Annotated in this window: 23 protein-coding genes; 14 read left to right on the top strand and 9 right to left on the bottom strand. The window is 60.2% G+C overall.

From position 1 onward, the window contains the following. The first annotated feature begins 20 nt into the window (after positions 1–20). From G7W63_RS11795 to astB, 4 genes are all read left to right on the top strand, one after another. Positions 21–1040, top strand: coding sequence for an arginine N-succinyltransferase (locus G7W63_RS11795; RefSeq protein WP_166257845.1), 1020 nt, complete (start codon positions 21–23; stop codon positions 1038–1040). A gap of 70 nt (positions 1041–1110) precedes the next feature. Beyond that, entirely contained in the window at positions 1111–2205 is a 1095-nt protein-coding gene (gene astA / locus G7W63_RS11800) for an arginine N-succinyltransferase (RefSeq protein WP_166257848.1), read from the top strand. A gap of 30 nt (positions 2206–2235) precedes the next feature. After that, positions 2236–3714, top strand: coding sequence for a succinylglutamate-semialdehyde dehydrogenase (gene astD, locus G7W63_RS11805; protein WP_166257851.1), 1479 nt, complete (start codon positions 2236–2238; stop codon positions 3712–3714). Between the two features lie 25 nt (positions 3715–3739). Then, a complete protein-coding gene (gene astB, locus G7W63_RS11810; RefSeq protein ID WP_166257854.1) occupies positions 3740–5086 on the top strand; it encodes an N-succinylarginine dihydrolase in 1347 nt (448 codons plus the stop codon). 51 nt (positions 5087–5137) lie between these two features. Here the strand turns inward: astB and G7W63_RS11815 are convergent, their stop codons facing one another. Further along, on the bottom strand, positions 5138–5779 hold the full coding sequence (locus G7W63_RS11815; RefSeq protein WP_166257857.1) for a TetR/AcrR family transcriptional regulator: 642 nt from the start codon (positions 5777–5779) through the stop codon (positions 5138–5140). Between the two features lie 164 nt (positions 5780–5943). Here G7W63_RS11815 and G7W63_RS11820 point away from each other — a divergent pair, with 164 nt between their 5' ends. Together G7W63_RS11820 and G7W63_RS11825 are read left to right on the top strand one after the other, a co-directional pair. Further along, complete coding sequence (locus tag G7W63_RS11820) at positions 5944–7047, top strand: efflux RND transporter periplasmic adaptor subunit (RefSeq protein ID WP_166257860.1); 1104 nt, start codon at positions 5944–5946, stop codon at positions 7045–7047. Further along, entirely contained in the window at positions 7044–10079 is a 3036-nt protein-coding gene (locus tag G7W63_RS11825) for an efflux RND transporter permease subunit (protein ID WP_166257863.1), read from the top strand. The genes G7W63_RS11820 and G7W63_RS11825 overlap by 4 nt, the downstream gene beginning before the upstream one ends. Here G7W63_RS11825 and astE read toward each other — a convergent pair. From astE to G7W63_RS11850, 5 genes are all read right to left on the bottom strand, one after another. Beyond that, on the bottom strand, positions 10076–11098 hold the full coding sequence (astE, locus tag G7W63_RS11830; protein ID WP_166257866.1) for a succinylglutamate desuccinylase: 1023 nt from the start codon (positions 11096–11098) through the stop codon (positions 10076–10078). The two genes, G7W63_RS11825 and astE, sit on opposite strands and share 4 nt — an antisense overlap. A gap of 42 nt (positions 11099–11140) precedes the next feature. Then, positions 11141–11863: an ABC transporter permease gene (locus G7W63_RS11835; protein ID WP_166257869.1), complete on the bottom strand. Its 723-nt coding sequence runs from the start codon at positions 11861–11863 to the stop codon at positions 11141–11143. 3 nt (positions 11864–11866) lie between these two features. Then, positions 11867–12571, bottom strand: coding sequence for an ABC transporter permease (locus tag G7W63_RS11840; RefSeq protein ID WP_166257872.1), 705 nt, complete (start codon positions 12569–12571; stop codon positions 11867–11869). A gap of 70 nt (positions 12572–12641) precedes the next feature. Continuing rightward, complete coding sequence (locus tag G7W63_RS11845; protein WP_166257874.1) at positions 12642–13397, bottom strand: transporter substrate-binding domain-containing protein; 756 nt, start codon at positions 13395–13397, stop codon at positions 12642–12644. A 156-nt stretch (positions 13398–13553) separates the two neighbouring features. Then, positions 13554–14324 carry an ABC transporter ATP-binding protein gene (locus tag G7W63_RS11850; RefSeq protein ID WP_166257876.1) on the bottom strand — a complete coding sequence of 257 codons (771 nt, stop codon included), beginning with the start codon at positions 14322–14324 and terminating at the stop codon, positions 13554–13556. Positions 14325–14631: 307 nt separating this feature from the next. Here G7W63_RS11850 and G7W63_RS11855 point away from each other — a divergent pair, with 307 nt between their 5' ends. Further along, a complete protein-coding gene (locus tag G7W63_RS11855) occupies positions 14632–14841 on the top strand; it encodes a hypothetical protein (RefSeq protein ID WP_166257878.1) in 210 nt (69 codons plus the stop codon). Positions 14842–14895: 54 nt separating this feature from the next. On the opposite strand, the gene G7W63_RS11860 is transcribed toward G7W63_RS11855, so the two are convergent. Continuing rightward, positions 14896–15624 (bottom strand): FCD domain-containing protein, encoded by a 729-nt coding sequence (locus G7W63_RS11860; protein ID WP_166257880.1) that lies wholly within the window; start codon positions 15622–15624, stop codon positions 14896–14898. A 270-nt stretch (positions 15625–15894) separates the two neighbouring features. Between G7W63_RS11860 and dctP the strand changes: the two genes are divergently transcribed. The 7 genes from dctP (at position 15895) to glcF (ending at position 23681) form a co-directional block, all read left to right on the top strand. Next, positions 15895–17010: a TRAP transporter substrate-binding protein DctP gene (dctP, locus tag G7W63_RS11865; RefSeq protein ID WP_166257882.1), complete on the top strand. Its 1116-nt coding sequence runs from the start codon at positions 15895–15897 to the stop codon at positions 17008–17010. A 60-nt stretch (positions 17011–17070) separates the two neighbouring features. Beyond that, positions 17071–17793, top strand: coding sequence for a TRAP transporter small permease subunit (locus G7W63_RS11870; RefSeq protein WP_166257884.1), 723 nt, complete (start codon positions 17071–17073; stop codon positions 17791–17793). Continuing rightward, complete coding sequence (locus tag G7W63_RS11875) at positions 17790–19352, top strand: TRAP transporter large permease (protein WP_166257886.1); 1563 nt, start codon at positions 17790–17792, stop codon at positions 19350–19352. The genes G7W63_RS11870 and G7W63_RS11875 overlap by 4 nt, the downstream gene beginning before the upstream one ends. A gap of 105 nt (positions 19353–19457) precedes the next feature. After that, complete coding sequence (locus G7W63_RS11880; RefSeq protein WP_166257888.1) at positions 19458–19883, top strand: GlcG/HbpS family heme-binding protein; 426 nt, start codon at positions 19458–19460, stop codon at positions 19881–19883. Positions 19884–19923: 40 nt separating this feature from the next. Next, a complete protein-coding gene (locus G7W63_RS11885) occupies positions 19924–21396 on the top strand; it encodes an FAD-linked oxidase C-terminal domain-containing protein (RefSeq protein ID WP_166257890.1) in 1473 nt (490 codons plus the stop codon). Between the two features lies 1 nt (position 21397). Then, the gene (glcE, locus tag G7W63_RS11890) at positions 21398–22456 is read left to right on the top strand and encodes a glycolate oxidase subunit GlcE (protein WP_166257893.1); all 1059 of its coding nucleotides are present in this window, start codon (positions 21398–21400) and stop codon (positions 22454–22456) included. Between the two features lie 13 nt (positions 22457–22469). Further along, positions 22470–23681: a glycolate oxidase subunit GlcF gene (glcF, locus tag G7W63_RS11895; RefSeq protein WP_166257896.1), complete on the top strand. Its 1212-nt coding sequence runs from the start codon at positions 22470–22472 to the stop codon at positions 23679–23681. A 39-nt stretch (positions 23682–23720) separates the two neighbouring features. Here glcF and G7W63_RS11900 read toward each other — a convergent pair whose 3' ends face one another. Both G7W63_RS11900 and G7W63_RS11905 read right to left on the bottom strand, forming a co-directional pair. Further along, entirely contained in the window at positions 23721–24713 is a 993-nt protein-coding gene (locus G7W63_RS11900) for a bile acid:sodium symporter family protein (RefSeq protein WP_166257956.1), read from the bottom strand. Beyond that, complete coding sequence (locus G7W63_RS11905) at positions 24697–25386, bottom strand: FadR/GntR family transcriptional regulator (RefSeq protein WP_166257959.1); 690 nt, start codon at positions 25384–25386, stop codon at positions 24697–24699. The genes G7W63_RS11900 and G7W63_RS11905 overlap by 17 nt, the downstream gene beginning before the upstream one ends. Between the last annotated feature and the right edge of the window lie 87 nt (positions 25387–25473).

Below are 25473 nucleotides of genomic sequence, written 5' to 3' on the forward strand. Positions count from 1 at the left end.
CTGGCCAAAGGAGTGCCGCAATGTGGGTTGTACGCCCAGCACAACCGGACGATGCTGCCGCCATTCAGAAGTTGGCCGCGGCCCAGGGTGCCCGGGTTTCCACCCTACCCAGGGCTGACGAGAAGCTCAGCGAGAAGATCGCCTGGTCCTGCCGCTCCTTCGCCGGTGACAGCGAACAGCAGGGAAGGGAGCGGTTTCTGTTCGTGCTGGAAGACACCAGTAGCGGACGGATCTGCGGCACCGCCGGGATCGATGCCCATGCCGGCAACGGCCAGCCCTTCTACAATTACCGCCAGGACGCCCTCATCCATGCCTCCCATGAGCTGGGTATTTCCCGTCCGGTGGAAGTGCTCTACCCCTCCCATGCCCTGACCGGCTGTACCCTCCTGTGCTCGTTCATGATCGAATCCGCGCTGCGGGACACGGACGCCTTCGAGTTGCTGTCACGGGCACGCCTGTTGTTCATTGCCCGGCATCGGGCGCTGTTCTCGGATGACATGGCGGTGGAGATCCAGGGCGTGCAGACAGAATCCGGTGCCGTGCCTTTCTGGGACAGTCTGGGGCGTCACTTTTTCAATATGGACTTTGACGCTGCCGACGAATACTCAAGCAGGCTCAGCAAGACGTTCATTGCCGAGCTTATGCCACCCAATCCCATTTATGTGACTCTACTGACCGAGCCTGCCCAGGAGGCCATTGGTGTCGCCCACCCGCTGGCTCAGAAGACCCAGGCGCTGCTGGAGCGGGAAGGCTTCCGCACGGGGGATTACATCGATATTTTCGACGGTGGCCCCGCGCTCCAGGCCCGGACTGATACCCTTAAAACCGTGGTGACCAGTTTGCCCATGGTTCTGCGTCCTGGCGAGGAAGAGGCCGAAGCAGGCGCGCTGTGCCTGTTGAGTGTGAATGACCACGACCGTTTCCGGTGTGTTCTGACACCCCTGACCGAATCACTGGACGGCTCGGCCATTATCCCTGTTGCCTTCGAGACCTTGCTTGGCACCCAGCCAGGGGAGGAAGTACAGGTGGCGCCTTTATGAATAACGTCAGGGTTTGGGTTTGTCGCCGGTTGCGAACCCCAGCTGGCACCGCAGCAAACGGAGGCGCGCAATGCTGGTAATCAGGCCACTGCAGGAAAACGACCTGGACGATCTCCATGCCATGGCGGCGGCAGCAGGCAAAGGGCTGACCTCCTTGCCGGCCAACCGTGAGCTGCTGGCCCGCAAGATCGAGCGCGCCCGCGATACCTTTCTTCAGCGCTCCGCGCCGGAGGCCGGCCTGTACATGTTTGCGCTGGAAGATACCGAGCTTGGCCGCTGTGTCGGTATCAGCGGCATTGAAGCGAGGGTGGGACTAGAGGAGGTATTCTGGAACTACCGTCTCAGCACAACCGTGAACGCGTCCCGGGAGCTGGGGGTGCACGTCAGGACACCGACACTGCACCTGACCAACGATATGACGGACACCACCGAGATCTGTTCGCTGCTGCTGGCCGAGAGCCACCGCAAGGGCGGAAACGGCCTTTTGCTGTCCCGCTGCCGTTTTATGTACCTGGACGACTTCCGGAAGCATTTTTCCGACAAGGTGTTTGCCGAGATGCGAGGGGTTTCTGACAAGGACGGGCACAGCCCGCTCTGGGAAGCCCTGGGCCGGCGCTTCTTCGACATGGAATTCAGCAAGGCGGACTATCTCTCTGGCGTGGGCAACAAATCCTTTATCGCCGAACTGATGCCGAAGTTTCCTATTTATCTGCCGCTGCTGCCGGACAGCGCCCGCGCAGTGGTTGGCAGGGTGCATGAGAACACCGAGCCGGCACTGCGCATGCTCCAGGCGGAAGGTTTCAACTTTAATGGTCTGGTGGACATTTTTGACGGCGGGCCGTTGGTGGAAGCCTTTGTACACAACATACGCACCGTTCGGGAAAGCCTGAACCGCCACGTCATGATCAGCCAGAAACCCGTAGACCTGGACAGGCCCGCGGAAGAGAGGGTAATGGTGTCGAACCGGTCGTTCCGGAATTTCCGGGTTACTACCTTGCCCATAGACTGTATCAAGCCTGACACGGTGAGCATGCCCCAAGCCATGGCAGACGCGCTGCAGGTTGAATCCGGTGACCTGGTGAGGCTGGCACCCCTCAAGGACAGCGGCCGTTCGCCCATCCAGACCCCAACCCATACAAACTACCAGCGAACCGCAACCCGATAGCGGCTCGCGGACACTCAGGAGGTGTATACCATGGAACTGACACTTACCGGCGATCTCTGGATTGATGGGCTCTGGCTTGAAGGCCAGGGCGACGAATTCGAGTCGGAACAGCCTGTCACCGGCGATACGGTCTGGCAGGGCAGCGCTGCGGGCATTGAGGATGTGGATGCCGCAGTCAGATCAGCCAGGGCACGCTTCCCGGAATGGAGCCGGAAAACCCTGGCCGAACGGCAAACCGTGCTGGAAGCCTTCGCCGAACAACTTGAGAAAGAGAAGGAAACCCTGGCCCGGCTGATCGGTGAAGAAACCGGCAAACCGCTGTGGGAGTCCCGCACCGAGGTCGGCGCCATGATCGCGAAGATTGGCATCTCAGTCACCGCCTACAACGAGCGCACCGGGTACAAGGAAAGCGACTCCGCAGCCGGCAAGGCTGTGCTGCGCCATCGTCCACACGGCGTTGTGGCAGTATTCGGCCCTTATAATTTCCCCGGCCACCTGCCCAATGGTCATATTGTGCCTGCGCTGCTAGCCGGCAATACGGTTGTGTTCAAGCCCAGCGAGCTGACTCCGGGGGTCGGTGAGATGACCGCTCGGCTATGGGAGCGTGCCGGTCTGCCGGATGGGGTTCTTAACCTTGTCCAGGGCGCCCGCAATACCGGGGTTTCGCTGGCAGAGCATCCGGTCATCGACGGTCTGTTCTTTACCGGAAGCTCGAACGTGGGACATCTCCTTCATAAGGAGTTTGGCGGCTATCCGGAAAAAATCCTGGCATTGGAAATGGGCGGCAACAACCCGTTGATCGTGCAGGGCATCAAGGACAGGGATGCGGCGGTGCACCACACCATACAGTCCGCCTTCCTGTCTGCCGGCCAGCGCTGTACCTGTGCCCGGCGCCTGCTGGTGCCCAAAGGTAAAGCCGGTGACGAGTTCCTGGACCGGCTGGTGGAAGTGGCCGGCAAGATCAAGGTGGGCCGGTTTGATGCGGAGCCGCAGCCGTTCATGGGCAGCGTGGTGTCCCAGGCAGCGGCTGAAAAATTGCTGACGGCTCAGCAGAGCCTTATTGATTCCGGGGCCCAGTCTCTGCTCGAAATGAAGCGAACCGAGAAGGACACGCCGCTGCTCTCGCCAGGTATTGTGGACGTTACCGGCGTTGAAGTGCTTGATGAGGAATTCTTCGGGCCGCTGCTCAGCGTCTACCGCTACAAGAATTTTGATGAGGCGCTGGAGTTGGCCAACGATACCCGCTACGGGCTGTCGGCCGGTATCCTGACCGACGACCGGGCTCTGTACGAGCGCCTGACCCAGGAAGTGCGGGCCGGCATCGTCAACTGGAACCGGCCCCTGACCGGCGCCAGCAGTGCCCAGCCCTTCGGCGGTGTAGGGGATAGCGGCAACCATCGGCCCAGTGCCTATTACGCTGCAGATTACTGTGCCTGGCCCATGGCGTCCCTGGAAGCGGATCGCAGTGAAATGCCTGAAACCCTGTCGCCGGGCCTGTCGTTCGACTGATTGAATCTGAACCAAAGGATGCGCCATGCCTGCAACTGCGATTGAAGCCAACTTTGACGGTCTGGTCGGCCCCACCCACAATTACGCCGGGCTGTCCTGGGGTAATGTGGCCTCCAAAACCAATATCCGTGCGGTGTCTAACCCACGGGAGGCGGCGCTACAGGGACTGGCGAAAATGAAGCGGCTGGCGGACCGGGGCTACGTGCAGGGTATATTGCCACCCCATGAACGGCCCCATGTTCAGACCCTGAAGGCTCTCGGTTTCAGGGGAACCGATGCCGAGGTTCTGGCCACCGCCGCCAGGGACAACCCGGTGATGCTGGCGGCGGTGTCGTCCGCTTCGTCCATGTGGACCGCCAACGCGGCCACGGTTTCCCCCAGCGCAGACACCCATGATCATCGGGTGCACTTTACCCCGGCCAACCTGAGCGCCAAGTTCCACCGCTCCATTGAGCACCGGGTGACCGGGCGCTCCCTGAAGTCGATATTTGCCGACGACGCCTACTTCGCTCACCACCCGGCCCTGCCGTCGCTGTCCCAGTTCGGCGACGAGGGGGCTGCCAATCACACCCGCCTGTGCGCCAGCTATGGCGAGCCGGGTGTTGAACTTTTTGTTTATGGTCAGGCCGCGTTCGACGAAAGTGCCCCGGCACCCCAGCGCTTTCCGGCCCGCCAGACGCTGGAGGCGTCCCGGGCCATTGCCCGGTTGCATGGTCTGACCGACCGGCGTGCAGTCTTTGCCCAGCAGAACCCGGCCGCTATTGATGCCGGAGTCTTCCACAATGATGTCATTGCCGTGGGCAACGGCCATGCCCTGTTCTACCACGAGCTGGCGTTTCTCGAAGAGGAACGGACCCTGGCCGATATCAGGGCGCGGCTGGAACGGACTGAGCTTGCAGCCATTAGGGTGGATGAGGCAGAAGTGCCCTTGCAGGATGCCATTGCATCCTATCTGTTCAATAGCCAGTTACTGAACCTGCCGGGCGGCGGCATGATGCTGGCGGTGCCCGGCGAATGCCGCGAAATCGGTACGGTAAGCGCTTACCTTGACCGTCTGGTTGCCAGCGGTGGGCCTATCCAGGCGGTAGAGGTGTTCGATGTGAAGCAGTCCATGCGCAACGGTGGCGGGCCCGCCTGCCTCAGGCTCAGGGTAGTCCTGACCGAGGCCGAACTGAACGCCATGCATCGGGGCGTGATTCTTACCGATGAGCTCTATGAGCGCCTGACCACCTGGGTGGAAGGACATTACCGCAGCGAGTTAAGTCAGGCTGACCTGGCCGACCCCATGCTGCTTGACGAGAGCCGTCATGCCCTTGACGAGCTCAGCGGTATCCTTGGGCTGGGGTCGATCTACGATTTTCAGATGGAGTAGGATCTCGCAGTCGGTCTGGGCCTGCGCCTCGGGGCACAGCAGGTTCGGGCCTCAGGCAGAGACAGAGGACCCCAGCATCATGATGGTGTGTTCGATCAGCTGCTCCCGGGGGTAGTTTGCCAGGGGACCTTCCTCGTTCATTTCCTGCTGGCACAACATAATGACGCCGTGCAATGCGCCTCGCAGGTAAAGCGCAGTGTTCAGTGGCTCAACGATTCGGTGACGGTTCAGGGAGCCGTCCTGCAGCCCGGTCTCTATTGCGCTCACCATCAACGCCATGGTGGCGGACTCACAACAGGACATCTGCTCGGCCTGGGCTTCGTCGGCGTCCTGCATGGCGGTCGCGGCCTGGGTAAGGGCGGTAAAATAATCGGGCTCGTCCAGGTAGAAGCGGTAGTAGGCCTTTCCAATGGCCGCGATCTGGGCCAGGCCGGTATCGGCGCTATCACGCGCTTCGCTGAACCGCCGCCGCAGGCTTTCCCCCGCCCTTAGCATGATCCCTCTCTGGATCGCCGCTTTATCCTTGAAATAGACATACAGCAGAGCGCGGCTGAGGTTCGCCTGGCGGGCGAGATCGTCCATGGACGTGCGCTCGTAGCCCTTGCTGGAAAATACCTCTTCCGCCGCATCCAGAATGGCCTCATGGCGGGCCAGCTTTTCCTGCTCCCGCCTGGATTTCAGATCGTTGCTCATGCCGCTCTTATGCCCGGTGAATTGGAGATTTCTGCCCACTCTTACGGATAAGGAAACCATAGGAAGTTATCGTTGACAAACTGTCAAAGAATGACATTATGTCTTAACCGTTATGAAAAATCGACTTAAATAACATTTACCGGTACCCGTCCCAGGAGCGCGTCATGAGCATCCGCCTAAATCCCATCGGTAGAACGGCCCTGGTGCCGGCCCTAGCCGTTATTCTGGTACTGTCAGGGTGCCGGGCAGGCGATCCGGTACCCGAAGCCGGGGCCGACAAAGCGGCGGTAACGGTGCGGGCGGCCCAGGTAGCACAGGGCGAATCACTGGCCCAGCCGCTGAGGTTTGCGGGTATTGTTCAGGCGCGGCAAAGGGCGACACTGACATTTCAGGTCAGCGGCAACCTCAGGGAGCGCTCCGTGGAGCTGGGGGAGCGGGTCAAGCGGGGCGATGTCCTGGCGCGTCTTTATAATCCGGCCTTGGAGCCGGCCCGCGCCTCCGCCAGGGCACGGCTGCAGGAACTCTCGACACAGTACGACCAGGCCGAGCGGGAGTGGGCCCGGGCAAGCCAGCTCCGAGAGCGGGGCGTAGTTTCGGAGCAGGCTCTGGAACAGATCACGGCGCGACGGGACGGCTTGGTCGCCAGTCTGGCAACAGCAGAGGCTGCAGTAGCAGAAGCATCTTCCATGCTGGCGGAAAGTGTACTCAAGGCCCCGTTTGACGGCCGGGTCGCGGCTTTGTTGGTGGAACAGGACGAGTTCGTGGCAGCGGGCCAGCCGGTCATAAAGCTGTCCGCTCCCGAAGGTCGGGAGGTGGAAGTCCGGGTGCCGGCTTATTTGCTCGACCGGGTTGCGGTGGGTCAGACGGTTCCCGTCTGGTCGGTGCAGGACAGACTGCAGGAGCTGGTGCCGGGGCAGGTTACCGAGGTTGCCCAGGCGGGTGGCGAGCGGGGCCAGCTGCATCCTGTGCTGGTGGCGCTGCCAGAAGAGGCCCTGAACCTGAAGGTCGGCGAGCCCGTTGAAGTGGGCGTCACGCCCCGTCTGCAGGGCGAACTCAGCATTCCGGTGCTGGCGGTCATGCGGTCAGCGGCGGGGAACAGTGTGTTCCGTATCGAGGACGACAGGGTTAAACGGGTGCCGGTGTCCATCCATAGCATAACCGGTGAACGGGTGGTCGTGTCGTCCCGCTCCCTGGGCGCGGGCGACCAGGTGGTCTATGCCGGCCTGACCCGGCTGACCGACGGCGACCGGGTGGAGATACTGCAATGATGCACCACCTGCTGGGCTGCCGGCGTCTGCTGGGCATGGTGGTGGTGATGCTCTGCCTGCTGGGTCTGGCCGCCTATAACACCATGCCCCGCCAGGAAGATCCTTCCTTCCCCCAGCGCGCAGGTCTGGTCTCGGTCAATTATCCCGGTGCCAGTGCCGATGCGGTTGAACGCCTGGTGCTCAGACCCCTGGCGGATGAGTTGCTGCAAGTGGAGGAAGTGGAAACAGCCTCAGGCACAGCACGCACTGGTGTGGCTCTGATGCGCATCAATCTCAACGACGATATCTACGATACCGATGCCGCCTGGGAGAGGGTGCGCCAGGCCATGGACAGGGCACGGCTGGAGTACCCGTCCGATGTGGGTCAGATGGTACTGGACGACCGGCTGATCGACATTCCTGCCATCGTGCTGGCGGTGGCAGGCTCGGCCTCGATGGTCGAGCTGACGGCTGCGGCTGAGCGGGTTAAGTCGGAACTGTCGGACCTGCCCGGGGTTTCCCGGGTGGAACTGGAAGGGGACGTCACCGAGCAGATCACCCTGGCCCTGGATGATGCCGCGCTCTTCCGGCTTGGTATTTCGCCCACAACCGTTCTCAACACGCTCTCCAGCCGGAACCAGACCAGTGCCGGTGGCTTTGTGGTATCTGACGGCCGGCGGTTGTCGATTTTGCCCAACAGTGAATTCGCCAGTCTGGATGCCATTCGCGCCACGCCCATTGCCTTGCCCGATGGCAGCCAGGTACCGCTGGCGGCAGCAGCGGAGGTCTGGCGCGGGCCGGCCGAGCCCCTCGAGCCGGAAACCTGGTATGACAGCGAACGGGTCGTGCTGGTGTCCATTGTGATGGCAGAGAACCAGACCGACGCCATCCGCTTTGGCGAACGCATCCGGGAACGGGTGGCGAGCCTGCAGCAGGAGCTTGAACCCTACACCATCAAGGAAATGTTCTTCCAGCCGGACCAGGTCTCGGACCGCCTCGAAAACCTGGCCTGGAGTCTACTCGCCAGTGTGGTCATCATTATCGCGGTCGTGTTTCTGGGCATGGGGTTGCGCATGGGGCTGCTGGTGGCGTCCATTCTGCCCATGGTGACCATGATCAGCATTGGTCTATACGACCTTGGCGGTGGCGTGCTGCATCAGATCGCCATCATCGGCATGGTCATTTCCCTCGGTATCCTGATCGATAATGCCATCGTGGTGGTGGAAAATATCCAGACCCAGCTTGATGGCGGCGTTGCCCGTTATGAAGCCCTGAGGTCCGCGGTAAGGGAACTTGCCGGACCGCTCGGAGCCTCCACCGGCACCACCCTGGCAGCCTTTGCGCCGTTGCTCCTGTCAAAAGGCGGCACCGCTGATTTCACCCGGGGCATTCCGGTGATGATCATGCTCACCCTGTCCATAAGCTACCTTCTGGCCATCTCGGTGGTGCCCCTGCTGGCGGCCCGTTTCCTGAAGCCCCGCCAGAACCCCGGGTCGGACCGGATGGCAGGACTGGCCCGGGCCCTGGGCCGACTGGTCTCACGGGCACCGAAGACCCTGGTGTTGGTAAGCCTGCTAATGGTGGCCGGCAGTCTGGCACTGACGCCCTTCCTGCAGCTCCAGTTTTTCCCCAATGCTGACCGGCCCCAGGTGATCGTCGAAATCTACATGCCCGAAGGCACTGACCAGAGCCGTACCGCGGAAGTGGCCAGCGCCCTCGAACGCGCCTTGCGTACCCAGCCTCAGACGGAAACAGTCCACCGCTTTGTGGGCTTCACCGGGCCCAGCTTTTACTACAACCTGTTGCGCTACCCACAGGCGCCGAACCGGGGCCGGCTGGTAGTGGCTACGCCCACCCTGGAAGACACCGGGCCATTGATCGAGTGGGTACGGGCCTACGTGGCCAGTGAATTACCGGAGCTGGAAGTATCTGTCGCCGTGCTGGGGCAGGGGCCACCGCGGGCCGCCCCGGTCGAGGTGCGGCTCGCCCACGTTGATGATGCCACTCGGGCCGAAGCCGCTGAACATGTTTACCGCCTGATGCGCCAGAGCCCGGGTGCGGTTGATGTACGGCATGACGTGGATCTGGGTGTGCCAAGCGTGGCCGTGAACGTGGACGACGGCGTTGCCGCCCGCTACGGTGTCGACCGGGTTGATGTGGCCCGCAGTCTGTATGGCCAGAGCTTTGGCGTGGTGGCCGAGCAGTATCGCCAGGAAGCAGACCCCATTCCCCTGGTATTGCGGTCGAGGGAGGGTACCGGCCTGCCCCTGGCGCGACTGATGTCGATCAATATCTACAATGCCCGGGGCGAGGCGGTGCCTCTGTCTGCCCTGGTCACCACGGAGACCTCGTGGCAATCGGCCGCCCGCTACCTGCGCAACGGCGGCCGGGTCAACACGGTCAGTGCCAATCTGGCTGCCGGCTTCAGCTTCTCTGATGTGCTAGGGGACTTGGAAGCCGGTCTGGCAGAAAACCCCCTTCCCAAGGGCAGCCGACTTGAATACGGCGGCGATGCGGAAGGGTCCAGTGATGCCAACAACGCCATTCTCACGACGGCCCCCATAGGCATTCTGTTGTTGCTGTTCTTCTTGCTGCTTCAATTCAACTCGTTCCGGCGGGTAGGCATTATCCTGCTGACCGTGCCTCTGGCGACCGTCGGTATCTTTCCGGGACTGGTGCTTTCGGGCTCTCCCTTCGGATTCCAGTCCCTGCTCGGGGTTATCGCCCTGGTGGGGATTGTGGTAAACAACGCAATCGTGCTGCTGGATGTGATGGACCGGCAGCTGGCCCGGGGTGAAGCGGTTATCGATGCTGTACGTATTGCCGTGGAGCAACGGACCCGGCCGATACTCCTGACCACAGCCACTACCGTGGCAGGGCTGTTACCCCTGGCGTTTTCCAGTTCAACCCTGTGGCCACCGATGGCCTGGGCTATTATCTCTGGCCTACTGGCCTCCACGGTTTTGACGCTGCTGGTGGTGCCTTCCCTGTGCCGGCTGGTGATCCGGGCACCGGAGCCGGCAGCCCTTCAGCCGGAAACAGCGCAGACCTAAGGGGATTTGCGGCGGACCAGCAACCCGACCCGATGGCCTTCCGGCACGTCGCGGTTGGGGAAGATAATGGCTTCGGGCTCCGGGCCGACCTTGTAGCAGTGGTCCTGATCTTCCCATATCACCTCGCCCGGCTCGTACTTGGTGAAGTTCGCCACGTCATCGGGCACATGGAACCGGAAGCCCGGTCCGGTATTGAGAATCTCTTCCACCACCTCAAAGAGGACCACATCGTCGGCGTTAGCCTGAAGCCCAAGGGGCTGGCCCGACATCACCTTGCGCAAAGCTTCCTCTATGCCGCGGAACCGACTCAGGTCGTTCTCCCCGAAGGGCTTCACCTGGCCCAGTTCGATGGTCATGCTTTCGGCGCCCAGCGTCTGTGCCGAAAAGGCTGAGAAGGTGGTGCCGCTGGTATGCTGCAGCAGCAGGGTGTGGACCTTCGCCGCTGACAGGAATCGCAGCTGGTCCTGGGGCAGCTTGCGGTTTGGAATGAAGGGGTAGAGGGCAAATTTCTCCCGTTTAGACGGCCTTATGGCGGTATGCAGGTCGTAGTGAACCAGGCCATGCTGTTCCTGGGCAAACAGTTCGCAGATCTGTTCCAGTACTGCAGCTCGCTCGGCCTCTGCACTACCAGCGTAAGGAGCCTTCTTGTGTGCTCCGTTGAAAAGGCGATTCAGGTTGTGTTCCACAAAGCGCTTGCCTGCCACCATGGCGGGCCCGTTACCCAGTATCAGCAGGGTTTCGGTGGCCAGGTGCCAGCGCTCTTCAAGCAATTCCGTTACCAGCCGGTTAAGCACTTCGATGGGCGCCGTTTCGTTGCCGTGGACCCCGGCTGACACGATAAGGCCTTTTTCCTGATTCTGTTCTGCCGGCGTCAGCCAGAGGATGCCGGGCCCCAGTAGCTGCACCCGGGCACCGTCGGGGAGGATGGTGTGCCGGCCCATGGGGCCGTGTTCCGGTTGAGCCAGGGTAAAACTGAGCCAGTCAGGGTAATGTTCGAACAGAAGTTGGCCGGCGGTCATACGCGCCTCCAGTAATATTCAGGGAAATGGCTTGGGAAGGCACTATCCGTTGGCCGGCTTGAGATGCCGCAACAGGCGCTGTTCCAGTTTACGGAATACGAACACTAGAGTGAACGTCAGCGCCATGTAGATCAGCGCCACCGCTATAAAGGCTTCGAAAGGCGCATAGAAGCGGGAGTAGATATCCCGCGCTGCGCCGGTGAGGTCCACAATCGTGACGACACTGGCGATGGCACTGGAATGAAGCATGAAGATCACTTCATTGGAGTAGGCCTGCACTGCCCGGCGGGCAGCGCTTGGCAACACGATTCTGCGCAGTCGCATGAACCAGGACATGCCGTAGGCCTTGGCAGCCTCGATTTCACCGGCCGGGGTTGCCGCCAGCGCACCGCGGATGATTTCGGTGGTGTAGGCGGCGGTGTTAAGGGTGAAAGCCAGCAGGGCAGGGTAGAAGGGTTCCTTAAAGATTTCCCACCAGAAGGTTTCCTGGATGCCCTCGATCTGGGCCACGCCGTAGTAGATCACATAAAGCTGGATAAGCAGCGGAGTGCCCCGGAAGAGATAGGTGTAGATCCAGACAGGACCGGAAATGAAGGGATTGCGGGACGTGCGCAGAACGGCCAGTGGCACCGCCACGATCAGACCGAGCAGCAGCGAAAGAAACACCAGCTGTACCGTGGTGACCATGCCGTCCCAATAATGGAGCATGGTGGTGGCGGTAAAAATATCGTTCTGGTTCAGCCATTGGACGATGAAGTCAGGCATGCATCAGTCTCCCTTAACCACGCCGGCATTGGCACGTTTGTCGAGCCACTTGATGAACAGCTCCGAGCCTGCGGTCAGCGCCAGGTAGACCAACGCCACGGGAATGAAAAACAGAAACGGCGAGCGCTCCGCCTTGGCTGCCTGTTCCGCCACCCGCACCATATCGGTGAGACCGATAATGGACACCAGTGCGGTTGTTTTCAGCAGGACCTGCCAGTTGTTGCCTATGCCGGGCAGTGCATGGCGCATCATCTGGGGGATCATCACCCGGCGGAAGGTATGCCAGCGGGTGAAGCCGTAAGCCCGCGCCGCCTCGATCTGCCCTGAGTCAACCGCAAGGAAGGCGCCGCGGAAGGTTTCGGTCATGTAGGCGCCGAAAATGAGACCGATGGTCAGAACGCCGGCAATGAATGGATTGAACTGGAAGAACCAGTCGACGCCGAAGCGTTCGTAAATAAGGTCGGAAAGATTGTTCACTGCCAGCTGGCCGCCATAATAGAACAGCAACATCATGACCAGATCCGGCACACCCCGGATCAGGGTGGTGTAGGTGGTCGCCGTCATGCGCAGGAAGCGGTTATGGGACAGCTTTGAAGTCGCGCCAAGCAGCCCCAGGGCCAATGCAAGGGCAAGGGACAGAAAAGCCAATTCGATGGTGACAACCGCGCCCTCCATCAGGGCAGGGCCATAACCTTTCAGATCCAGCATGAGGCTTACCAAAGTGCCGGGAGGGGCGCTTGCGCGACCCCTCCCGAGAGGTTTACATCAGAAGCGTGCTTTACATCTTGATGTCGTAGTCGAAGTACTTTTTCATGATCTCGTCGTAGGTGCCGTCGTTTTTCAGCTTCTCAAGCGCCTTGTTGACCTTCTCTGCCAGGTCCTTGTCGCGCTGACGCATGGCAACACCAACGCCTTCGCCCAGCTTGACCGGCTCGCCTACCTGCTTGAAGCCATCCCGGGAAAGAATGGTCTGCTCGCCTACCGGATAGTCCACGAATACAGCGTCAAGACGTTCGCCTTCCAGGTCAAGAACCATGTCGTCTGCAGTGGTGTAGCGCTTTACTTCCACGGTGTCGCTGAGTTCTTCAGTTACGTAGGTATCCATGGTGGTGCCACGCTGGACGCCCACGGTCATGCCCTTCATGGCGTCTTTCTCAGTCACGTCGCCGTCAAAATCTTCCCGCGCAAACCAGGCACCCGGGGTGTTGTAGTAGGGCTCGGAGAAGAGTACGCGCTCGGCCCGCTCTGGGGTAATGGACATGGACGACATGATGGCGTCGAACTTGCGTGAAAGCAGACCCGGAATCATTCCGTCCCAGGCCTGGACGACGAATTCGCAGTCGGCCTTAAGTTCATCACACATGGCTTCGGCCAGCTCCACTTCGAAGCCGGTCAGTTCGCCATCGGCGGTCTTGTATTCAAAGGGCTCGTAGGGGACGTCGAAGGCGATGCGGATCTCTTTCCAGTCCTTGGCCTGCACCGTACCGGCGGCCATGGCCAGGGCGCAGCTTGCGGCAATGATCAGTTTCTTCATGTGTCACTTCTCCAGTAGTTTGCCTTGAGGCTTTATTATGGGCTGCCTTGGCAGCCTCTGTGGCTGACCGAAATAAGGGCCTTCGTCAGAGGGGCCCGGTCTTCCTGCTCGGTCTGTGAATCAAGATAGCACTGCCTGCCCGAGTCGTCGCGTGGTTCAGAAATTGGGCGCAAGAAACTGCTTCATGCGCTCGGACTCGGGATTGTCGAAGACCTTGTCGGGTGGGCCCTGCTCCTCGATCATTCCCTGATGCAAGAACAGGACCTTGTTGGACACATCCCTGGCGAATGCCATTTCGTGGGTGACAACAATCATGGTCCGGCCTTCCTCAGCCAGGCTCTGCATGACCCGGAGCACTTCGCCCACCAGCTCAGGGTCGAGGGCCGAAGTGGGCTCGTCGAACAGCATGACCTCGGGTTCCATGGCAAGGGCACGGGCAATGGCGGCACGCTGCTGCTGACCGCCGGACATCTGGGCCGGGTAATAGTCCTTGCGTTCATAGATGCCGACCCGTTCGAGGTAGGCTTCGGCACGTTCTACCGCTTCCTTGCGGGGAACCTTAAGGACATGAATAGGTGCCTCGATGATGTTTTCAAGCACGGTCATATGGGACCACAGGTTGAAACTCTGGAAGACCATGGAGAGCTTGGCGCGGATCAGCTCAACCTGCTTGTTGTCAGCGGGGATGCGCACGCCTTTTCGGTTGGTGGTGAACTTTATTGGGTCGCCGTGCACGATAACCTCGCCCGAGGTCGGCGTTTCCAGCAGGTTGATGCAACGCAGAAAGGTACTCTTGCCTGATCCGGAACTGCCGATAAGGGACACCACATCGCCCTTGCAGGTCTCCAGTGAAATGCCTTTGAGTACCTCTAGCTCACCAAATTGCTTATAGATGTCCTTGCAGATCAGTGGCGCTTCTTCCGCCATGTATTACTCCCGGACTTTTTGACGGCTTGCCGCCGTTGATGAAGCCGTAGTGGCCCTGACATTAACCCTGGCTGCCGTTACAGCCCTGCACCTGCGGGGGGCTCATTTTTACGGACAGTGATTGCACAAATCAATAGTTTTGGTGATTTGACGGGATTTCGCCAGGCTAAATGTAGTTTGATATCAAACAGGCCTTAATTTGAACCGGTTCACGATCTGGCTAGAAAGCGCTGGCGAGCAGGAGCCGGGTTCGTACACTGCACCCCTCATTCCCAGCTTTTCAGTTAGTTACCTCGGGGTCGTATTCATGCCTATGGCTCAAGACGTCCTGGTTACCAGAGGCCTGCTGCAGGTCGTCTCCAGAAAGTTGCATCAGGATCAGAACGATTTCCGGGTGGGTGAGCGGGTCTACGACGTGGTAATTGATGGCCAGGAGGTACTCCATACCTTCTCTTCCCTGGATGAAGCCGTCCAGTTCCTGGACATGATCTCCCCCCTGAGCGAGCAGAGTCAGTAGTCCGGCCAGCTTTCAATCGCTTCACAGAGGGTCATCAAAAAAAGAGCTCCCGACTCAAAGGTGCGCTCCCGGTTCGAACGTTCGCCGGATAATGCTGTGCTCCTGCTGTTCGATCTGCTTCATGGACTCGCTCACATGGCGCACATGGGCCCGCGCGGCTTTCTGGGCCGCGTTGGCCTGACCCCGGGTTACCGATTGATAGATCCTGCGGTGGTGCTGGTCGATCTGGCGCTTGAAGTCCTCCCGCGGGCTCAGGTTCGCCACCGAGGCCTGCACCGTCAACAGCATCAGGCTCTTCAGGCTGTCCAGTACATGGACCAGTACCGGGTTGTGGGAGGCTTCAATAATCGCCAGGTGAAAGGCGTGGTCCAGCTTGGCGTTGGTCAGGGGGTCGGCTGCCTCCATCACGGTAAAGGCGGTGGTAATGCGGTGCAGGTCCCGGGCGTTGGCACGCTGGGCTGCCAGATACGCCGCCTGTCCCTCAAGCTGTTCACGGACTTCCAGCAGGTCATACAGGGTTCTCGGGTGGCCGGAGAACAGCCGGATCAGCGGGCTCTCCTTGTCTGGCTCGGGCACGATATGAGAGACGAAGGAGCCCCGGCCATGATGGGTATCGATAACCCCCCGGCCATGTAACTCGTGGAGTGCTTCGCGGATGATGGAGCGAGACACGTTGAGGCGCGAAGCGAGCTGTCGCTCCGACGGTATTTTTTCTTCCGGCGCCATGCCTCCATCCAGAATTAAACGTTCGATCCGGTAGGCAATGGCTTTTGCTATAGGCAAAGGTTTGCTCGCCATCTCATGTACTGGTTGGACCAGCCCTCATCAGATTTCTGACATAACAGGCCCGCAAGGCGGCAGCCCCGCTAACTATGGAAGAGAGTGGCTGACACGTCCATGGAAATGACACAAAAAACTGGTCCTACCAGTTGGCAAATCACTGGACTTAACCCGGAACCACTACGATTATCAAGTCGAGTTCCAACGCCTCAAAAGCTGAAACCGGGCGCTGCGAAACCATCCAAGAACAACAAAAGATCTGGAGATGCTTCGATGAACAACAATCACGGCAACATCGATAAAGCGCGTCCGAGACGCGGGCTATTGAAAACCCTGGCGGTTTCCTCAGCTATTGCTGGCGCCCTTGTGCTGGGCAGCGCCCAGGCCATGGCCGCCCAGACCTGGAAAATCCAGTCAGTATGGGACGCCGGAACGGTCGGCTATGATCTGTTCAGTGAATGGTGTGATGGCATGGAGAAAAAGAGCGCCGGGGAGCTGGTTTTCAAGTGTTTCCCGGCCAAGGCGGTCGCTGCCGATAACAACGCTCTGTTCGACTCGGTACGCAATGGCGTACTGCAGGGTATGAACCCCTTTACCCTTTACTGGTCCGGCAAGATTCCAGCCTCGGTGTTCCTGTCCTCCTACCCGGCCGGACCCGACCAGCCACATCAGTGGGACACTATGTTCTATTCCCTGGGTATGCTGGAAAAGACCCGGGAAATCTACGAGAAATTCGGCCTGTTCTATGTAGGCCCCATCCAGCACGATGCCAATATCATTCACTCCAAGGTGCCGGTAAAGAGCCTTGACGACCTCAAGGGCCTGAAGATGCGAGTCCCGGGCGGCATGGTGGCTGAGGTGTTCCAGCAGTTCGGCGTCTCCACCGTAAGCCTGCCAGGGTCGGACATTTTCCCCGCCCTTGAAAAAGGCACGATTGATGCTGCTGATTACGTGGGCCCGGCGGTGAACTACGAGCTTGGCTTCTCCCAGGTCACCGACTACATCCTGTTCGGGCCTCCGGGAGTCATGTCCATCTACCAGCCGGTGGATTTGATGGACCTGACCGTTAACCTGCGCGCGTGGAACCAGCTGTCGCCGGAGCTTAAGCAACTGGTGGAAGACGAAGTGCGCATCTATTCCCAGAAGCACTACCTGACCATTCAGAAACGCAACATCGAGGCCATGGAAAAGTTCAAGGCTGATGGGGACACCGTCACCCGGCTCAGCCAGGATGACCTGGAACGTTTCCGTGAGGCCGCAATCCCGATCTGGTTCAAGTGGGCCAATAAAGACGAAGACGCTCGCGCCATCTTCGACATGCAGCTTGAATACATGATGAACGACACCGTTGGCTACATCGACGAGGAAGACATCAAGGGCATGCAATAAGCTTAATCAACAACAGGGGAGAGCTTCGGCTCTCCCTGTTTTGTACAGAGGTAGTTGAGCATGTCTGATCTGGAAGGCTTCGGCTTTGTTATGCCGCACTGGTTCTATTGGGGCTGGCTGGCGGTCATGCCGCTTATCATGATGGCACTGGACCGCTGGAGAGCCAGCCGAAGAAGCGATGACGAAGAGCCGCCGGTTGTCATGAGTACGGAAACACCGGGAGAGCTCCAGGCTGAGGAAGACGATCCACTCAAGCGTTACCCGGACGCCGGCAGTAACTGGTTTACCCGGTCCATTGACTGGATCAGTGAAAAATCCGGCCTTTTCGTATCGTTCTGGACGGTGAATGCCGTCTGTTTCTACTTTTTCGAAGTGGTCATGCGCTACATATTCAACATGCCGACCATCTGGGTGCACGAAGGCAGCTTTCTACTGCTGGGCATGCAGTACCTGCTGGCGGGCGCCTTTGCACTCCTGCATGGGGCCCATGTGCGGGTGGACGTCATGTATAACCTGTTACCAGCGCGCGGCCGGGTGGGCATGGATATTTTCACGTCGACCATCTTTTTCTCCTTTGCGCTGGTGCTGCTGGTCACGTCCTGGACCTTTTTCCAGAACTCCTACTCGATGGGAGAAACCACCGTTGAAACCTGGGGCATCCAGTACTGGCCAGTCAAGGCCATGATGGTGCTGGGCTCGGCAATGATACTCATGGCGGGCGTATCCAAGTTGATCCGGGATATTGCCCTGTTTGTTCGCCTTGGACAGGAGGACGTGCGATGAGCACCGAATCAGTGACGTCGTCCCCACAAGCCGGGCGCTCTTCCCTGGCGGGCAAAACGTTTATAGGCAAGCTTGGCACCTGGCTGATGATCATCTCGACCCTGGCGGTCGGGTTTGTGATTTTTGTCGAAATGATGAACATCCTGTTCTATAGCCCCTGGGAGGATGAAAACTTCCTGTTCCGGCTGTCCGGCAGCCTGAGCGGGGTGGCAATCGGCCCGCTGACCTACCTGATGTTCGGCTCGCTGCTGGTGGCTCTGATGATGGGCCTGCCGCTGGCGTTTGTGACTGGTGGCCTGGGGGTGATCTTCATCTACCTGGTGGGCGACAGCATGATGCTCAACCTGGTGCCGAGCCGCATCTTCCCGATGATGACCAACTCGGACCTGGCCGCCATCCCGCTGTTCATCTTTATGGCGTCCATGCTGGAACGGGCGGGGCTGATCGAGGAAATGTTCACCGTGGTCTACAAGTGGATGGGCGGGCTGAGTGGTGGTCTGGCCACCGCCACCATTCTTGCCTCCACCATCCTGGCGGCGATGGTCGGCGTCATAGGGGCCGCAGTGGTTACCATGGGCATCATCGCCTTGCCAGCCATGCTCAAGCGGGGCTATGACCACCAGATCGCCATTGGCTCGATCATGGCCGGCGGCACCCTCGGTATTCTGATCCCGCCGTCGATTCTGGCTATCCTCTATGCCGTGGTCGCCCAGCAGTCGGTGGGCGAGCTTTACCTAGGCTCGCTGCTTCCCGGGCTGATGCTGTCCGGCATGTACATTGTCTATGTGCTGGTGCGCACCTGGATCAATCCCAAGCTGGGGCCGCCCGTGGCGGTGGAAGACCGGATCTCGTTCAAGGCCAAGCTGCTGTTGTTGAAGGACCTGATTGCCCCGCTGATCCTGGTGGCGCTGGTGCTTGGCCTGCTGTTCGGTGGTATCGCGACTCCGGTAGAGGCGGCCGGGATCGGCTCTTTTGGCGCCATACTGGTGGCCATGAAGCACGGCGCGTTTTCCATTCGCAGCTTGCGGGAAGCCTCTGTGACTACCGCCAAGGCATCGGCGATGGTTCTGTGGATCATGTTCGGGGCATCGGTTTTTGTAGGCTTCTATATTCTGCAGGGCGGTCAGGACTTTATTACCGAGACCATCCTCGGGATTGGGCTGTCACCCTATGCGGTGCTCTTCCTGCTGATGTTCCTGCTGGTGGTGCTGGGCATGTTCCTGGACTGGGTGGGTATACTGTTGCTTGCCGTGCCGATTTTCATACCCATTGTGGAAGCTCTGACTTTCGATGGGCTGTTTGGCCTGCCTGCGGTACCGGGGGAAGATGTGGTGCTCTGGTTCGGCGTGCTCTACCTGGTCAACATGCAGATGTCGTTTTTGAGTCCACCGTTCGGTTACGCGCTGTTCTATATCCGCGGCGTGTGCCCGCCCGAGATCTCCATGATGACCATCTTCAAGTCATCCCTGGCGTTCCTGGCGATGCAGTGTATCGGCCTGGCGCTATGCGTGCTGTTCCCGGCCATCATCACATGGCTGCCGAATCTTGTGTATGGCTGAGCCGGGGGCTTCTGCTGCTGTGAGCCCCCGTACCAGCCGTTAAACTTCATTGTCAGGACATGAATCTTCGTGTCCTGACACTACTACCTGCAGGAGCTGACGAGTATGTTGACGATTAAAAGACTGGGCCTGGCCGATGCACGGCTGCTGATCGAAGGCGCCGCCCGCAAGGCAGATGAGATCGGTATACCTATGTGTATTGCCATCACAGACGAGTCCGGTAACCTCATCGCCTTTGAGCGCATGGACGGCGGCAAGATCACCAGCGTCACCATCGCCCAGGACAAATCATTCACCGCCTCGGCGGCCAAGAAAGCCACCCACGACTACAACGCCGCCAATGTGCCCGGCAGCCTGGCATTCGGCATCCATACCGAAGTGGGCTGTCGTATCAGCTCAGTAGGCGGCGGCCTGCCGGTGATTGTTGAGGGAGAGGTGGTTGGCGGTATCGGGATCAGTTCCGGTACGCCGCAACAGGACATGGACTGCGCCCAGGCTGGCATTGATTACTTTATGAACCAGCGTAGCTAGCTACTGTCAGAATTACACAGCCTTTATTTGGAGCACTGTCATGATCGAAGCACCCAGAATCAGTCGGGCAGACCTGGCTCGTCAACTTCGGGAGTTTGTTCATTCGGACTATGTTATTGCCGATGATGAGACCCTGAAGCCTTACGAATGCGACGGCCTGTCCATGTACTGCGAGATGCCGATGATCGTGGTACTGCCGGAAACCGTGGCCCAGGTCCAGCAGATCATGCGCGTGTGCCATCAATACCAGGTGCCGGTCGTGGCCCGTGGTGCGGGCACCGGTCTGAGTGCCGGTGCCATGCCCCATGCTGAAGGTGTGGTGCTGTCTCTGGCCAAGTTCAACCGGATCCTGAGCATCGACTCCCAGGCCCGCTCGGCCCGTTTGCAGCCCGGCGTGCGCAACTTGGCCATCAGCGAGGAAGCCGCCCAGTACGGGCTTTACTATGGCCCGGACCCGTCCTCCCAGATCGCCTGCACCATCGGCGGCAATGTGGCGGAAAATTCCGGTGGTGTGCACTGCCTGAAGTACGGCCTCACGGTTCACAACATCCTGAGCGTTGAAATGGTGACCGTGGAAGGGGAGAAAATCACCCTCGGAAGCGACGGCCTCGATGCCTGCGGTATGGACCTCCTTGCCCTGATCACGGGCTCCGAAGGCCTGCTTGGCATCATTACCGAGGTCCAGGTCAAACTGTTGCCCAAGCCGGAGAAAGCTCAGGTGGTCATGGCCGGTTTCGACAGTGTCCAGAACGCCGGTGATGCGGTGGGCGGCATCATTGCCCATGGCATCATTCCAGGCGGCCTTGAGATGATGGACGGCTTTGCCATCAGTGCCGCAGAGGACTTTGCCCAGGCCGGTTATCCCCGGGAGGCCCAGGCCCTGTTATTGTGCGAGGTGGACGGCACCAACGAGGAAGTCCAGGAACACATCGAGCAGACCGAAAGCCTGTTTCGCCAGTTCGGTGCCACGTCGGTGCGCACCTCCCAGAGCGAGGAAGAGCGGGCCTTGCTGTGGAAAGGTCGCAAGTCGGCATTCCCGGCGGTTGGCCGCATATCTCCGGACTACTACTGCATGGACGGCACCATTCCCCGGGGGCAACTGGCCCGGGTGCTGACCGAAATGCAGGAAATGTCGAGGCGCTTTGACCTGCGCGTGGCCAACGTCTTCCATGCTGGCGACGGCAATCTGCACCCGCTGATCCTGTTCGATGCCAATATACCCGGTGAGTTTGAGCGCACCGAAGCGTTCGGCAGTGCCATCCTCGAGCTTTGTGTGGAGGTGGGCGGCTGTATCACCGGTGAGCATGGGGTAGGGGTCGAGAAAATCCGCCAGATGGCTGTGCAGTTCGACGACCGGGAACTTGAGCAGTTTAATGCCCTGAAAGCAGCGTTTGACCCCAACGGCACCCTGAACCCCGGCAAGGGCGTACCGACCCTGCGACAATGCCAGGAGTACCGGGCCCTTGTACGCAACCCGAACAGTATTTCTGAACCCAAGACAGCGGAAGCCTGATATGGCCGATATTTCCCAACGCCTTCAGGATGAAGTCCTGGCGGCGCTTAACGAAAGCCGCCCGCTGAAGATCGTCGGTGGCGGTAGTAAACAGTTTATGGGGCGCCCGGTAGAGGGCACCGAACTGAACGTGGGCGAGCATACCGGTATTGTTCAGTACCAGCCCGTTGAGCTGGTAATGACAGCGAGGGCCGGCACCCCCCTGAAGGAGCTGGAAGCCGCTTTGGCAGAGAACAACCAGATGCTGGCCTTCGAGCCGCCCTATTTCAGTGACCAGGCCACCATCGGTGGCACCCTGGCCTGCAACCAGTCCGGCCCCGGCCGACCCTGGACGGGCTCGGTGCGTGATCACGTACTGGGTGTGCGGCTGATCAACGGCCGTGGGGAACATCTTCGCTTTGGCGGCCAGGTCATGAAAAATGTGGCGGGCTATGACGTGTCCCGGCTCCAGGCTGGCGCCCTGGGCACCCTCGGGTTGATCACTGAAGTGAGTCTGAAAGTGATGCCGAAACCGGCGGCCACCGTCACCCTGGTCCAGGACATGGCCCTGGATGAAGTCATCCCGTACATGAACGCCCGCGCGGCTGAGCCCAAACCTCTGACCGCGGCCTGCTGGCTTGACGACCGACTTTACTTGCGGCTGTCGGGGGCCCGTTCGGCGGTCGACGCCACCGCTGCCCAGTGGCAGGGCGAACAGTACGAAGACGCCGAGGCGTTCTGGGCCGGCTTGCGCGACCAGAAGCTCGACTTCTTCAATGACGACAAACCGCTGTGGCGTTTTTCAGTGAATTCCACCGCACCCAACCCGGGCCTGGACGGTGACTGGCTGGTGGACTGGGGCGGTGCTCAGCGCTGGTACCAGGGCGATGGCGAGCTGGCCCACATGGAGGAGCTGGCGGCCCGGGCAGGGGGACAGGTGAGCCTGTTCCGAGGTGGCGACCGCAGTGGTGAAGTCATGCAAAGCCAGCCCGCTGCCCTGAAAGCCATTCAGCAGCGCCTTAAGCGTTCATTTGATCCGGAGGCCATCTTCAACCCTGGCCGTCTATACACCTGGATGTAACAGCAGGAACAGCATGCAGACCAACCTAGTTCAGCAATTCAAGAATACCCCGGAGGGCCAGGAGGCCGAGGCCATCCTGCGCAGCTGCGTACATTGCGGCTTCTGTACCGCCACTTGTCCCACCTACCAGGAGCTCAACGACGAGCGCGACGGCCCGAGGGGCCGTATCTACCTGATGAAGGAGTTCCTGGAAGGTAACGAGATCACGGAAAAAACCCAGACTCACCTGGACCGCTGCCTGACCTGCCGTGCCTGTGAGACCACCTGTCCCTCGGGCGTCGAATACGGCCGCCTGGTGGATATTTCCAGGGGTTTCATGGAAGAGGTTCTGGAGCGGCCAGCCAAGGATCGATGGTTACGCTGGGGCCTGCGCAAGGTGCTGCCGCGGCCGAGTCTGTTTGGCTTCCTGCTGCGTCTTGGCCAGACGTTCCAGCCGGTGCTTCCGGGCGCCCTGCGCACCAAGGTACCGCCAAGGCGCAAGGCCGGGCCCTGGCCCAGGAGCTACCACCCCCGTGTGGTGCTGGCACTGGCGGGCTGCGTGCAACCCTCGGCAACGCCGGACACCAACGCCGCCACGGCACGGGTTCTGGACCGCCTTGGTATCAGTCTGGTGGAAGCGCCAGAAGCTGGCTGCTGTGGTGCGGTGAGCTACCACTTGTCGGCCCACGACGAAGGCCTGGACTACATGCGCAGGAACATCGACGCCTGGTGGCCGTCTATCGAGGCGGGTGCCGAAGCGATCGTGATGACCGCCTCAGGCTGCGGTGCCATGGTGCAGGACTATGGCCATCTGCTGCGTCACGACCCCGTTTACGCTGCCAAGGCCAAGCGGGTCAGTGATCTGACCCAGGACCTGGGCCAGTTTCTTTTGAAGGAGGATGTGGCCAAACTCAAACCGGCTTCCAATAACAACGGCAAGGTCGCCTTTCACTGCCCCTGCACGCTTCAGCATGCGATGAAACAGAGCGGCGTGGTGGAGCAGGTATTGCGCAAAGCCGGGGTCGAACTGGCCCAGACCAGGGACAAGCACCTGTGTTGCGGCTCGGCCGGCACCTATTCGGTTACCCAGCCCGAGTTGAGCCAGAAGTTGCTGAGCAACAAACTGGCCGCATTAACCATCGATCAGCCGGACCGGATAGCCACCGCCAACATCGGTTGCCAGCTTCACCTGGGCACCAAAGCCCAGGTGCCCGTCCAGCACTGGATTGAGCTTCTCGACGAGTAAACTGCGCCCAGGCCACTGATTCGCCTCCTTAGCTGGGGATCAGTGGCCTTGCTGGCTTTCGCCCGGGGCGTCGGCCGGAATCCGACGGTCATAGTATCTGGCCAGAAAAGCGCCGACGAAAATCTGGATCTGGTTGTAGCACATGATTGGCAACACAATCATGCCGAAGCCGGGGTGACCGGCGAACAGCACCTTGGCCATGGGCAGTCCCGACGCCAGACTCTTCTTGGAACCACAGAACACCACCGCCGCTTCATCGGCAAGCGGCAGGCCGATCCGCCGCGCCACCACCTGGCTCAGCAGGATCACCACAAACAGCAGCAAAAAGCACAGGGCAATGGTCAGCAGCACCGAGGCCAAAGGCAGCTTTTGCCATAGGCCACTGGCCACCGACTGGGAGAATGCCGAGTAGACAATCAGCACAATAACGCCCTGGTCGTACTTTGACAGTAGCGGCCGGTAGCGGTCGATTTGCCTGATCAATAGCGGCCGCAGGGCATGACCGATAAAGAACGGTGCCAGTAACTGGAGCACTATATCCCTCAGGGCTTCGGCGACGTTGAAACCGCCACCGGCGGTGCTTGCCAGCAGCAGAAGCAGAAAGGGCGTCAGCATCATACCGAAGACGTTTGACGCGGCGGCACTGCAGATGGCCGCCGGCACATTACCCCGGGCCATGGCAGTGAAGGCGATGGACGAGGTCACCGCCGAGGGCAGCACCCCCAGATAGAGAAAACCCAGCGCCAGGTCCGCCGGCATCCACTGGGTAGGGGCAAGGGTGACAGGTAGTACCAGTATCGGAAAGACCACAAAGGTCATGGCCGTAATAATGATGTGCAGGCGCCAGTGGCTGGCGCCGTCGACGATCTGCTTGCGGGAAAGTACCGCACCATGGAAGAAAAACAGCAGTGCCACCGCCAGCGTGCTGACCGTACTGAGGCCTTCGGCCGCCTGACCAGTCACCGGCGCCAGGGTGGCGATGACGATGGCTGCAATCATCAGCACAGTGAACAGATTAACGGGCAGGCGCATCGGCGGCCTCCTCAAGGGCTTTCAGGCTGGGCAATAACAGCTGCCGGCTGAGGTGTTGCGCCGCATTGGCGTCCTGATGCTCTATGGCCGCCAGCAGCGCTTCGTGATCAGCCTGGCTGGGTTCCGGCAGGTTCTGGTCCTGCTCGGTTCGCCTGATGGTCTCCCGGACGCTGTCGGCAAAATAATTGTAGAGCTCGAGCAGGGCCTGGTTGCCGGAGGCCTCGATCACCGCGTGATGAAAACGCTGGTCCCAGTGAACTTTGGTGTCCAGGTCGGCTGCGGTGCCACGGGCCGCCAGGGCCTGCCTCATGGTTTCAAGCTGGCGGGCGTCCCGTCGTTGGGCCGCGAACCGGGCGGCTTCAGATTCCAGCATCAGCCGGACCTCGAGCTGGTCCTGGATGGCGGTGCGGCGCAGGCGCCGGAACATCTCGCCGGCGTCACGGTTAGCCCTCACGTAAGTGCCGTCGCCCTGACGGGTTTCCAGCATGCCGCCATGGGCGAGTACCCGCACCGCTTCCCTTACGGTATTACGGCTGACGCCAAGACTCTCCGCCAGCGCTGCCTCCACCGGCAGACGGTCGCCCACCGCCCAGCGGCCGGCCTCGATTTCTCCCTGTAGTTTGGTGATAGCCGTCTCCACCAGTGAGCCCCGGGTTAGCTTGTCCAATGCCATAGCAGATATCCAATCAACCAATCATAGGATGAATATACCCGCGATCTCTTTTGATGGCCACCTTGTGGTGCACCACGCCCTGAACGA

The organism is Marinobacter salicampi, assembly GCF_011074795.1.
Lineage (GTDB): Bacteria > Pseudomonadota > Gammaproteobacteria > Pseudomonadales > Oleiphilaceae > Marinobacter > Marinobacter salicampi.